The sequence below is a fragment of the Nocardiopsis sp. NPDC055824 genome (assembly GCF_053616335.1).
The window spans coordinates 20,210-31,541 of sequence record NZ_JBSHDN010000068.1; the positions used below are offsets into that span (position 1 = coordinate 20,210).

The 11,332-nt window shown below is 69.1% G+C and carries 9 protein-coding genes; 7 read left to right on the forward strand and 2 right to left on the reverse strand.

All coding sequences use genetic code 11. The annotated features are described in order from the left end of the window. Positions 1 to 88 precede the first annotated feature (88 nt). The 3 genes from ACWGL3_RS15835 to ACWGL3_RS15845 are packed head-to-tail and all read left to right on the forward strand — an operon-like array spanning position 89 to position 3,299. Entirely contained in the window at positions 89 to 1,087 is a 999-nt protein-coding gene (locus tag ACWGL3_RS15835) for a quaternary amine ABC transporter ATP-binding protein (protein ID WP_344183598.1), read from the forward strand. Further along, complete coding sequence (locus ACWGL3_RS15840; RefSeq protein ID WP_452461461.1) at positions 1,084 to 2,319, forward strand: ABC transporter permease; 1,236 nt, start codon at positions 1,084 to 1,086, stop codon at positions 2,317 to 2,319. The genes ACWGL3_RS15835 and ACWGL3_RS15840 overlap by 4 nt, the downstream gene beginning before the upstream one ends. Positions 2,320 to 2,366: 47 nt before the next feature. After that, the gene (locus tag ACWGL3_RS15845) at positions 2,367 to 3,299 is read left to right on the forward strand and encodes a glycine betaine ABC transporter substrate-binding protein (protein WP_267947066.1); all 933 of its coding nucleotides are present in this window, start codon (positions 2,367 to 2,369) and stop codon (positions 3,297 to 3,299) included. Positions 3,300 to 3,399: 100 nt separating this feature from the next. Here the strand turns inward: ACWGL3_RS15845 and ACWGL3_RS15850 are convergent, their stop codons facing one another. Both ACWGL3_RS15850 and ACWGL3_RS15855 read right to left on the reverse strand, forming a co-directional pair. Continuing rightward, positions 3,400 to 4,014 (reverse strand): rhomboid family intramembrane serine protease, encoded by a 615-nt coding sequence (locus ACWGL3_RS15850; RefSeq protein WP_267947065.1) that lies wholly within the window; start codon positions 4,012 to 4,014, stop codon positions 3,400 to 3,402. Between the two features lie 103 nt (positions 4,015 to 4,117). Then, positions 4,118 to 4,591, reverse strand: a complete 474-nt coding sequence (locus ACWGL3_RS15855) for a hypothetical protein (protein ID WP_267947064.1) — start codon at positions 4,589 to 4,591, stop codon at positions 4,118 to 4,120. A 665-nt stretch (positions 4,592 to 5,256) separates the two neighbouring features. Between ACWGL3_RS15855 and ACWGL3_RS15860 the strand changes: the two genes are divergently transcribed. From ACWGL3_RS15860 to ACWGL3_RS15875, 4 genes are all read left to right on the forward strand, one after another. Then, positions 5,257 to 6,948 (forward strand): ABC transporter family substrate-binding protein, encoded by a 1,692-nt coding sequence (locus ACWGL3_RS15860; RefSeq protein ID WP_267947063.1) that lies wholly within the window; start codon positions 5,257 to 5,259, stop codon positions 6,946 to 6,948. A gap of 178 nt (positions 6,949 to 7,126) precedes the next feature. Continuing rightward, positions 7,127 to 8,137: an ABC transporter permease gene (locus ACWGL3_RS15865; RefSeq protein WP_452461462.1), complete on the forward strand. Its 1,011-nt coding sequence runs from the start codon at positions 7,127 to 7,129 to the stop codon at positions 8,135 to 8,137. Positions 8,138 to 8,228: 91 nt separating this feature from the next. Beyond that, positions 8,229 to 9,068, forward strand: coding sequence for an ABC transporter permease (locus ACWGL3_RS15870; RefSeq protein WP_267950557.1), 840 nt, complete (start codon positions 8,229 to 8,231; stop codon positions 9,066 to 9,068). Next, on the forward strand, positions 9,065 to 11,293 hold the full coding sequence (locus tag ACWGL3_RS15875; protein WP_267947061.1) for an ABC transporter ATP-binding protein: 2,229 nt from the start codon (positions 9,065 to 9,067) through the stop codon (positions 11,291 to 11,293). Before ACWGL3_RS15870 ends, ACWGL3_RS15875 begins: the two co-directional genes overlap by 4 nt. Positions 11,294 to 11,332 lie beyond the last annotated feature (39 nt).

The following is an 11,332-nucleotide window of genomic DNA, read 5'->3' on the forward strand; positions in this document are numbered from 1 at the left end:
TCGGCAGTGGGGCTGAGTATGCCCTGGTGTGTCTCGCGGCCAGGACAGCCCCATAGAGGAGACCGTGCCAGCAGTACGCGCAGACCACTTGTACAAGGTGTTCGGGAAACAGTCCGGAGCCGCCGTCGAGCGGCTCCAGGACGGCAGCCACCGTGACACCATCGCCGACCTCGACGTGACGGCAGCCGTCATCGACGTGTCCTTCGAGGTCGAACCGGGCGAGATCTTCGTCGTCATGGGCCTGTCCGGATCAGGGAAGTCGACCCTGATCCGGATGCTCAACGGCCTCCTGGAACCCACCGCGGGGACGGTCGAGGTCGGCGGCGTGGACATCACCGCCCTGAGCAGGAAGGAACTCCTGAACCTCCGGGGCGAGAAGATCAGCATGGTCTTCCAGCACTTCGCGCTCCTGCCCCACCGCACGGTTCTCGAGAACGCCGCCTACGGCCTGGAGCTCCGCGGGGTCCCGCGTGCCGAGCGCGGCCGCAAGGCGCGGGAGACCCTCGAACTGGTGGGTCTGGGCGGCTGGGAGGACAAGCTCCCCGAACAGCTCTCCGGAGGCATGCAGCAGCGCGTGGGCCTGGCCAGGGCACTGGCCGCGGACACCGACATCATCCTCATGGACGAGGCGTTCAGCGCCCTCGACCCGCTCATCCGGCGGGACATGCAGACCCAGCTCCTGGAGCTCCAGGAGAGCCTGGGCAAGACCATCGTCTTCATCACGCACGACCTCAACGAGGCGATGCGCCTCGGCGACAGGATCTGCGTGCTCCGTGACGGCCGCGTCGCCCAGATCGGTACCGCGCAGGAGATCCTCAGCGAGCCCGCCAACGACTACGTCGAGCGGTTCATCGAGGACGTCGACCGGACCCGCGTGCTCACCGCGTCCTCCGTCCTGGACGCCGACGCCTCCGAGGCCGACGCGTCCGCGCCGCAGGTCGCCGCGAGCACGCCGGTGGCCGACCTGTACGCCGACATGACCACCGCCGAACGCCTCCGCGTGGTGGCCGAGGACGGCAGCGTCCTCGGCACGGTGACGCGCAACTCCGTGCTCGCCGCCCTCGCGGCGGGGAAGGAGACCCCGTGACACCCGTGGAGTTCCCACCGAGCCTGCCGATCGGCGAGGGCTTCGAGGCGTTCAACAGCTGGCTCAAGTCCAACTTCGGCCTCTTCTTCGACGCGCTCGGCGCGTTCATCCGCTGGGCGGTCGACGCCCTGTCCGGGTTCTTCGTCGAACCGGGTGCGGGCCAGCTCGCGTTCATCGCCGCGGTCATCGTCGCGGCCCCGCTGCTGAGGACCCGGCGTCTGCCGCTGACCGTGATCGTCGGCGCCGTCTCGCTGCTCTACGTCCTCCAGGGACAGTTCGGCTTCGGCGACACCGTCGTGAACCTCCTCGGACGCCCGTTCTTCGGGTGGGCGATGACGCTCTTCGACCAGCAGTACGTGGACGCCTACCTGTGCATCTCGCTGCTGTTCCTGATCGCCGTCACCGTGCTGGGCCTGACGGGCCGGTCGACGAGGGGCCGGACCGCCGTCGTCGCGGGCGGCTGGCTCGTCCTCCTCGTGCTGGGCTGGCTCGTGCTGCCGGCGCTGGTCACGAACCCGGCGTCGCTGCTGATGATCCTGCTGCTCGCCCTGCTCGCGCTCTCGGTGGCCGGATGGCGGATGGGCCTGTTCGCCCTCGTCGCCCTCACCCTGATCGCGTCCGTCGGCCAGTGGACGAACGCCATGGACACCCTGGGCCTCGTCCTCGTGGCCAGCGCCATCGCCGTCGTCGTCGCGATCCCCATCGGCGTCCTCGCGGCCTACAACGACACGGTCAGCAAGATCGCCAAGCCGGTCCTCGACCTGATGCAGACGCTGCCCGCGTTCGTCTACCTGATCCCCGCGATCTTCTTCTTCTCGATCGGCGCCGTCCCGGGCGTGGTCGCGACCATCGTGTTCGCGATGCCCCCCGGCGTCCGCCTGACCGAGCTGGGCATCCGCCAGGTCGACCGAGAGCTGGTGGAGGCGGGCGAGGCGTTCGGTGCGCCGAGCCGCAAGATCCTCACCGGCATCCAGCTGCCGCTGGCCCTCCCGAACATCATGGCGGGCGTCAACCAGGTCATCATGCTCGGCCTGTCGATGGTCGTCATCGCGGGCATGGTCGGCGCGGGAGGCCTGGGGAGCCAGGTGTACCAGGGCATTACGCGCAACGACGGCGCGCTCGGCTTCGAGGCCGGCATCGCCGTGGTCATCCTGGCCATCTTCCTCGACCGCCTCACCGCGGCCGTCACCCGCAAGGGGCCCCGGGCCCGCGCCTCCGCCCAGGCGTCCTGAGCCGACCCGGCCCCGCACACGGAATTACCTAGGGAAGGAATCCCACGATGTACACCCCCAAGCGCATGACCGCGCTGTCCGCCGCCGGCATGAGCGCCGCACTCCTCCTGACCGCCTGCGGTGGCGGCGGGGAGGACCTGACCGGCCCCGCGGAGGGCGAGGGCGGGGACAACAAGGAGATCAACATCGCGCTGATCGCCTGGGAGGAGGGCATCGCCACCACCGCCATGTGGGAGGTGATCCTGGAGGAGCTGGACTACGACGTCACCGTCACCGACGTCGACGTCGCCCCCATGTACCAGGGCGCCGCCAACGGCGACGTGGACCTGTTCCTCGACACCTGGCTGCCGATCACCCACTCGGACTACTGGGAGGACTACGGCGACCAGCTGGAGGACCTGGGCGTCTGGTACGACAACGCCGTCCTGACGATCACCGTCCCCACCTACATGGAGGACGTGAACAGCATCGCCGACCTGACCGACCACGCCGAGGAGCTGGGCGGCCAGATCATCGGCATCGACCCGGGCGCCGGCCTGACCCGGGTCACCAAGGAGGAGGCGATGCCGGGCTACGGCCTGGACGAGGACTTCGAGCTCGTCGAGTCCTCCACCGCGGCCATGCTCGCCGAGCTGGACTCGGCCATCGCCGAGGAGGAGCCCATCGTCGTCACCCTGTGGCGTCCGCACCCCGCCTACGCGCAGCACGACCTGAAGGACCTCGAGGACCCCGAGGGCCTCATGGGCGACGCCGAGCAGATCCACGCGGTCGGCCGTGACGGCTTCTCCGAGGAGTACCCGGAGCTCAGCGAGTGGATCGGGAACTGGGAGATGACCGACGACGAGCTGGCCTCCCTCGAGGTGCTGACCGTCGGCGAGGACGTCGACGACCCGCAGGCGGGCGCCCGCACCTGGCTGTCGGAGAACCCGGAGTTCCTGGAGCGCACCCTGGGCGAGGCCGCCGAGGGCCTGGAGTTCTAGCACGCCGGGCCGGCGGCGCGCGAGGCCGCGCGCCGCGCCCGCGGCGGGAAGCGTGAACGGGCCGTCCCCGAGGGGGCGGCCCGTTCGTGTCGTCGGGGGGTCAGGGGGCGTAGTAGCCGCCCTGGGCGCCGCCGTAGCCCTGGTTGAGCTGGCGGGCCCTCTCCCTCCTGGGGAGCAGGTACGCCGCGAGCAGGCCGCCGAGGAAGCCGAAGAGGTGGGCCTGCCAGGAGACGCCGGGGTACTGGGGGAGGACGCCCCAGATCATCGTCCCGTAGAAGACGACCACGCAGATCATGATGACGATGTCGACCGTCTTGCGCTCGACGATGCCGCGCAGGACCGTGTAGCCGAAGTAGCCGAACACCAGGCCGCTGGCGCCGACGGTGAGGGAGAAGGGCGAGCTGAACAGCCAGACCCCGACCCCGCTGACGACGATGACGATCAGCGTGGTGAGCAGGAACCGGCCCAGGCCGCTGAACGCCACGAGGGAGCCGAGCACCAGGAACGGCAGCGAGTTGCCGATGAGGTGTTCGAGGTTGCCGTGCATGAAGGGCGCGGTCAGCACGGTCCAGGGCTGGTCGAAGTTCCAGGCGCGCAGGCCGAACCCGTGGTCGAGCGCTCCCCGGAGGACGAAGCTGTCGAGGATCTCGAGAACCCACATGGCCGCGAGCATCCCCGCTACGGTCAGGATGGCGGTGATTCTGGACTGCTTCACGTCATCGAGGGTAGATGACACCGGCTTGCAGCGGTATGTCTGTGGGGCGCGTGGTGGGTAATTGTCTGATGTGTCCAGAGTCGTCCCAGGGGGACCCGGACGGTCAGGACGTCAGGGAGCGCTTGCGCGGCGGAATGCCGGCCACCGCCATGAACGACTCGACCTTGGCGGGGCTGGTCATCCCGGTGAGCGGCAGGTACGTGCGCGCGGCGCGGCGGCTCTGGAGCGAGGGGAAGCGCTTGGGGCGCCCGGTGGAGTCGCACAGGCCCAGGGAGCGGATGCGACCCGGCAGGACGTAGTAGGAGCCGATGTCGTGGAAGGGGACGCGCACGATGTAGCGGCCCCGCTGGTAGCGGAACTCGCCGTCGGAGACCTCCAGGACGGGGGCCTTGATCATGTGGCCGTGCGCGGCCAGGCCGACGCCCCCGAGGGCGAGGAGCAGGCCGAGGGTGATGTGGGCCCAGTGCCCGGGGTCGATCGCGACCACCACGACGCCGAGTACCACCAGCGCGTAACCTGCCCACAGCTCCACGTGTTTACGGCCTACGGGGCAGACCATGCGGACTGTTTCGGACACGGCAGATGCCTCTCTCGCTGGGTGCTGCGGTGGGATGACGGCGGTCGCCGTTCCCGACCCTATCGGCTCCGCGGGCATGCGAACGGTGGTTTCGGACAGCTCTGCCGAGGGGTTAGGTCTCGGGTATGCGTGCTTTGGTGTAACCAGCTCCTTTTGACGCTTTTATCTGATTAACATCATGTCATCCCACGAATCACTCGAAGATGTCGGGGCGTCCACTGGGGTGGCGTTTGCGACGAAAGAAAAGTGAGTCTTTCGTCCTCGATGGGGATTTTGGTGTCTTGTGTCCGTTTTTCTCTCGGTAATCATGCGCGAGCAAGTTGTAGTTAAACGTCGTTTACTTTATCGTCAACATTGTTGACTGGTATCAATGTCCAGCAATTCATTTCTGGCTTGTCCGAATCTGATGTCTGGGGCGTGTCGTGTGCGGTCGCCTCTGACCTGCGTGAACTGGTCGTGTTACCGCTGTATTGAGGGTTTGTGTCGACGTCCAAGGTCGATGGGCGCGAACCGGTTGCGGATGGGTCACGAATCTGCCAGTAGGGCTATACAGACATTTCGCTCAATGGTCTTCTGATCGACTAATCGCCTAGGCTCGGCTGGCTGTGTGCGAACCACACAAACCCGCGCGGTCCGGCTCGTATTAGTGATCAAGGGTGTGACTGATGGAGAATCGTAGGAAATTGCTGGCCGCCGCCGCTGTCGGCGTCTCGGCTGCCCTGGTGCTGGGCGCCTGCTCGCCCCCCGAGGACAGTGGCGGTGGCGGTGATGGAAGCTCCGTCACCTGGATCGTCAACCAGGCCGGCGGCGGCTGGAACCACAACGCCCCCGAGGGCGGTTCGGTCTACGTCATCCAGATGCTCCACGGCGTCCTGCCCCCGACCGGGTTCTACAACCCCGAGGGCCAGTGGGAGTGGAACTCCGACCTCATCGTCAACACTCCCGAGCTGCTCAGCGAAGACCCCATGGTCTGGGAGTACGAGATCAACCCGGACGCCAACTGGAGCGACGGCGAGCCCATCGACGCCGACGACTTCATCTGGGCCTGGAAGATGAACAGCGGCAAGGAGGAGCTCTGCGCCGAGATCTGCAACTCCCGCGGATCCGACGTGGACGTGCTGATCGAGAGCGTCGAGGGCTCCGAGGACGGCAAGACCGTCACGGTGACCATCGAGGAGGGGACGCAGTTCCCCGAGTGGTACACCTTCGGCATGGACGGCCTGTACCCGTCGCACCTCGCCGAGGCCGAGGGCTTCGACCTCGACACGCCCGAGGGCATGCTGGAGTCCTCCCACTGGTTCAACGAGAACCCCGTGACCGTCTCCGGCGGCCCGTACATCTTCGAGGGCACCCCCGAGCTCGACGGGCGGATCGTCAAGACCGTCAACGAGGAGTACTACGGCCCGGCACCGGAGATCCAGGAGATCATCCAGCAGGTCAACACCGAGGAGGGCAGCTGGGTCCCGGCGCTGACCAACGGCGAGGTCCAGGGCGGCTCCCCGGCCTCCTGGTCCGACGACGTCATCACGCAGCTCGAGGACGCCCCCGACGTCGAGTTCGGCATCGAGTCCGGCGGCAGCTGGGAGCACCTCGACGTCAACCTGGACAACGAGGCGCTGTCCGACCGGGCGCTGCGCCAGGGCATCTTCACCGCCATCGACGTCCAGAACATCGCGACCCGCACCTACGGCGAGAAGTTCCCCGAGGTCGAGCCCCGCACGAACCACATCTTCTCCTCCTCGAGCGAGTACCACGAGGACGTCATCACCCCCACCGGGCAGGGCACCGGTGACACCGAGGCCGCCCTGGAGCTCCTGGAGGAGGCCGGCTACGAGCTCAACGGCGACACCCTCGAACTCGACGGCGAGGCGGTCCCGGCCCTGCGCCTGCGCTACACCGCCGGCCACGTCGCCCGCGAGATCATCGCCGAGCTGATCCAGGCCGACCTGGCCGAGATCGGTGTCACCGCCGAGATCGAGACCACCGACGACCTGGGCGGCACCCTCGCCGAGCAGGACTTCGACCTGATGATCTACGGCTGGAGCACCACCCCGGCCTTCGCCAGCACGCCCTACAACTACTGGCACAGCACGAGCCTGAGCAACCACGGCAAGCTGGACGTCCCCGAGGTCGACGAGCTCACGGAGCAGGCGCAGAACGTCGCCACCTCCGAGGAGGCCGCCGTGTTCGCCAACGAGGCCGCCGCGCTCGTGGCCGAGGAGGCCTACGTCCTGCCGTTCGTGGACACCCCGTCGTTCTACTTCTACGACACCAACTACCTCGGCAACGTCACGGACAACAACACCCAGTCGCGCCGAGCCCAGTGGAACCAGCACGAGTGGACCGCGGTCAACTAGCGCACCTCCCGGCCCGCATCGCTCCGTGCCGAACAGCGGGGAGACGCGCCCGGACCGGTGACCGCCGACGGGACGAGAGTCCCGGCGGCGGCCCGGCCCGGGCGGGCCCCGCCCGCCGTCCCCCGCGGCGGGCGGGGCCGCCTCCCCGTTCCGGGAGCGCTCACCGAAGGACCTTCCCATGCTCGTATACACCGCGCGTCGCCTCGCCGTGGCGATCCCAGTGCTCCTGGCGGCGTCGGTTCTCGTGTTCCTCATGGTCGACCTCAGCGGCGACCCGCTGGCGGACATGCGCCTCGCGCAGCCGCCGCCCAGCGAGGAGGCCATCGCCGCCGCGGAGGCCCGCTACTACCTGGACCGGTCGACCCCGGAACGGTACTGGCTCTGGATGACGGGGATCGGCGGCAACGGAGACATCGGCCTGCTCCAGGGCGAGTTCGGACCCTCGGTCCGGGGCGGCGCCTTCGACATCGGCGAACAGCTCGCCTCCGGCATCTCCGTCACCCTCCGCCTCGTCTCCGCCGCCCTCGTCTTCGCCCTCGGACTGGCGGTCCTCTCCGGCGTCGTCAGCGCCATGCGCCAGTACTCCAAGCTGGACTACACCCTCACCTTCATCGGGTTCCTCGCCCTCGCCATGCCGACGTTCTGGCTGGGCGCGCTGATCCGGGAGGGCGGGCTGGTCTTCAACCAGTCCACGGGCACCTCGTTCTTCTTCACCATCGGGGCGAACTCGGCCCGGGTGGGCAACATGACCAACTGGGAGTACTTCCTCGACTCCGCCGGTCACCTCGTGCTCCCCACCATCACCCTGATGCTGACCAGCTACGCGGCGTGGAGCCGCTACCAGCGCACGTCGATGCTGGAGGTGCTCAACAGCGACTACGTGCGCCTCGCCAGGTCCAAGGGCGTGCGCAACAGCGTGGTCGTCAGGCGGCACGCGCTGCGCACCGCGCTGATCCCCCTGGTCACCGTCGCCACCATCGGCTTCGTCGGCATCATCGAGGGCGTGGTGATCACCGAGACCATCTTCCAGTGGCGCGGTCTCGGGTACTTCTTCATCGAGGCGGTCAGGGCACAGGACGCGTTCGCGCTCATGTCCTGGCTGATGCTCAGCGGCACCCTCGTCGTCGTCGCCAACCTCATCGCCGACATCCTGTACGGCGTTCTCGACCCGAGGATCCGCTATGAGTGACATCGACAGCCGTACGGCGAGCGGGAAGGGCCCCGCCGGGCTCCCCGCCGGAGGCGACGTCAACCGGGGGGAGGAGCTGAGCCAGGTCCGGATGGTCTGGCGCCGGTTCCGCCGGCACCGGGCGGCGATGGTCAGCCTGGTCTTCCTGGGCCTCATCACGGCGTTCGCCTTCGTCGGACCCTTCGTGTGGCCGTGGGACCACACCGTCAGCCGGGACATCCTCGGCAACCAGCCGCCGAGCCTGCAGCACCCCTTCGGCACCACCAACCAGGGCAACGACGTGTTCGCGCAGACGATGCGCGGCACCCAGCAGTCCCTCAAGGTCGCCCTCACCGTCGCGGTCCTGTCGACCGTGATCGGCTCGGTCTGGGGCGCGGTCGCGGGCTACTACCGCGGCAGGGTCGACGCGATCATGATGCGCGTCGTCGACGTGTTCCTCATCGTGCCGCTCATCGTCGCCGTGGCGGCGATCAACGGCAACGTCCGGGGCGGGACCACCTGGTACGCGGTGGCGCTCATCATGTGCCTGTTCTCCTGGGCCACCATCGCCCGCGTGGTCCGCGGCGTGGTGCTCTCCCTGCGCGAACAGGAGTTCATCGAGGCGGCCAGGGCGGTGGGGGCCAGGGCCTCGCGGATCATCTTCCGCCACCTGCTGCCCAACGCGGCCGGGCCGATCATCGTGGCCGCGACCCTGCTGGTGGCGGTGGCGGTCCTCACCGAGGCCGCGCTCTCCTTCATCGGGTTCGGCATCCAGCCGCCGGACATCTCCCTCGGGAAGATGGTGGAGGGATCCAGGACCGCGGCCTTCACCCGGCCCTGGCTGTTCTACCCGCCCGGCATCCTGATCGTCATGATCTGCCTGACGATCAACTTCATCGGTGACGGACTCCGGGACGCACTCGACCCACGACAGACGATGGTGCGGCGATGACCACGACCGAACACATGAGCGACGGCCCCGTCCCGACCGCGGGGCACGATGTCGTCCTGGACGTCCGGGACCTCAGCGTCACCTTCTCGTCCGAGGACGGCCCCCTGGACGCCGTGCGCGGCGTCACCTATCAGGTCCGCCGCGGCGAGGCGCTGGGCATCGTCGGGGAGTCCGGCTCGGGCAAGTCGGTGACCTCGATGGCGATCATGGGCCTGCTGCCCAGGACCGCCAGGGTGACGGGATCGGCCAGGGTCCTCGACCAGGAGGTCATCGGGCTCGGCGACGCCGCGATCAGCAGGATCCGCGGCGAGAAGATCGCGATGATCTTCCAGGACCCCCTCACCTCGCTGAACCCGGTGTACACGATCGGCTACCAGATCGCCGAGGCCGTGCTCACCCACCGGGACGTGACCAAGAAGCAGGCGCGGGAGCGCGCCGTCGAACTCCTCGACAAGGTCGGCATCCCCAACCCCGAGCGCCGGGTCGACCAGTACCCGCACGAGCTGTCCGGCGGTATGCGCCAGCGGGTGGTCATCGCCATCGCGATGGCCAACGACCCCGACGTCATCATCGCCGACGAGCCCACGACCGCGCTGGACGTGACGGTCCAGGCCCAGGTGCTGGAGGCGCTGGAGGCGGCCCGCCGGGAGACCGGCGCCGCCCTCGTGCTCATCACCCACGACCTCGGCGTGGTCGCGGGACACGTGGACCGGGTGGCCGTCATGTACGCGGGTCGCCTGGTGGAGACGGGCACGGTCGAGGACGTCTTCTACCGTCCGCGCATGCCCTACGCCCTGGGCCTGCTGGGGTCGGTGCCCCGGCTGGACGGGGGGCGGCACGAACGGCTCACCCCCATCCTGGGGACGCCCCCCTCCCTGCTCAACCTCCCGCGCGGGTGCGCGTTCGCGCCGCGCTGCCCGATGGCGCAGGACATCTGCCAGGAGGAGGTGCCCGAGCTCGCGGAGCCGGCGGACATCGGGGCCCCCGGCGCGGGGGAGGAGGACGACCCCCTGCGCCGGCACCGGTCGGCCTGCCACTTCAGCGAGCAGTTGGCCGGGGTCCGCCCGGAAGACCTCTTCCGGCCCACCTCCGTGGACGCGGAAGCGCCCGCCGAGGTCCTCGCGGCCGAGCTGGGGGGGACCCGGCCGGCGGGGGGCGCCGCCGGGGAGGCCCCGGAGGCGGAGCCCGGGACGGGGGCCGGCACGCCCGGCGGGGGGTCCGAGGTCCTTCTGACCGCCACCGACCTCGTCAAGAACTTCCCGATCCGCTCCAAGGGGATCCTCCGGCGCAAGGTCGGGGAGGTCCAGGCGGTCTCCGGGATCTCCCTGGAGCTGCGCGAGCACGAGACCCTCGCGCTCGTCGGCGAGTCGGGCTGCGGCAAGTCCACGACGGCGCGCCTCCTGCTCCAGCTGATCCGCCGGACGTCGGGCGACGTCCGGTACATGGGGCGGCCGCTGCACGACCTGTCGGACGCCCAGATGCGGCCGCTGCGCCGTGACCTCCAGCTGGTCTTCCAGGACCCGTTCGCCTCCCTCGACCCGCGCATGACGGTCTCGGACACGGTCGCGGAGCCGCTGCAGATCCACGGCCGGGCCAAGGGCGCGAGGACCCGGGTCAAGGAACTCCTGGAACTGGTGGGCCTCAACCCCGAGCACGGCTCGCGCTACCCGCACGAGTTCTCGGGGGGCCAGCGCCAGCGCATCGGCATCGCCCGCGCCCTGGCGCTCAACCCCAAGGTGCTCATCCTGGACGAGCCGGTGTCGGCCCTGGACGTGTCGATCCAGGCGGGCGTGATCAACCTGTTGGAGGACCTCCAGGACGAGCTGGGGCTGTCGTACCTGTTCGTCTCGCACGACCTGTCGGTGGTCCGGCACATCGCCGACCGGGTCGCCGTGATGTACCTCGGCAAGATCGTGGAGACGGGCACGACCGACCAGCTGTTCAGCGCCCCGGCGCACCCGTACACGCAGGCGCTGATCTCGGCCATCCCGCTGCCGGACCCGGTCAAGGAGAGGACCCGGGAGCGGATCGTCGTCACCGGCGACGTGCCCAGTCCGGCCGACCCCCCGTCCGGCTGCCGGTTCCGCACCAGGTGCCCGAAGTTCGCGGGCGAGCTGTCGGAGGCCGAGCGGGTCAGGTGCGTGGAGGAGCCCCCGGACCTGCTGGACCGGGGGACGGGGCACCGGGACGCCTGCCACTACTCCCAGGTGGTCGAGCTGATCTGATCCGTCCGGGGCGTCGGGCCGGCGGCGGGGCGGGAGCCC

What these genes read in the sequence shown, in the direction of transcription:
- ACWGL3_RS15870 (WP_267950557.1), top strand. Translation starts at nt 8,229, where the DNA reads ATGGTCTGGCGCCGGTTCCGCCGGCACCGGGCGGCGATGGTCAGCCTG.
- ACWGL3_RS15875 (WP_267947061.1), top strand. Translation starts at nt 9,065, where the DNA reads ATGACCACGACCGAACACATGAGCGACGGCCCCGTCCCGACCGCGGGG.
- ACWGL3_RS15865 (WP_452461462.1), top strand. Translation starts at nt 7,127, where the DNA reads ATGCTCGTATACACCGCGCGTCGCCTCGCCGTGGCGATCCCAGTGCTC.
- ACWGL3_RS15860 (WP_267947063.1), top strand. Translation starts at nt 5,257, where the DNA reads ATGGAGAATCGTAGGAAATTGCTGGCCGCCGCCGCTGTCGGCGTCTCG.
- ACWGL3_RS15845 (WP_267947066.1), top strand. Translation starts at nt 2,367, where the DNA reads ATGTACACCCCCAAGCGCATGACCGCGCTGTCCGCCGCCGGCATGAGC.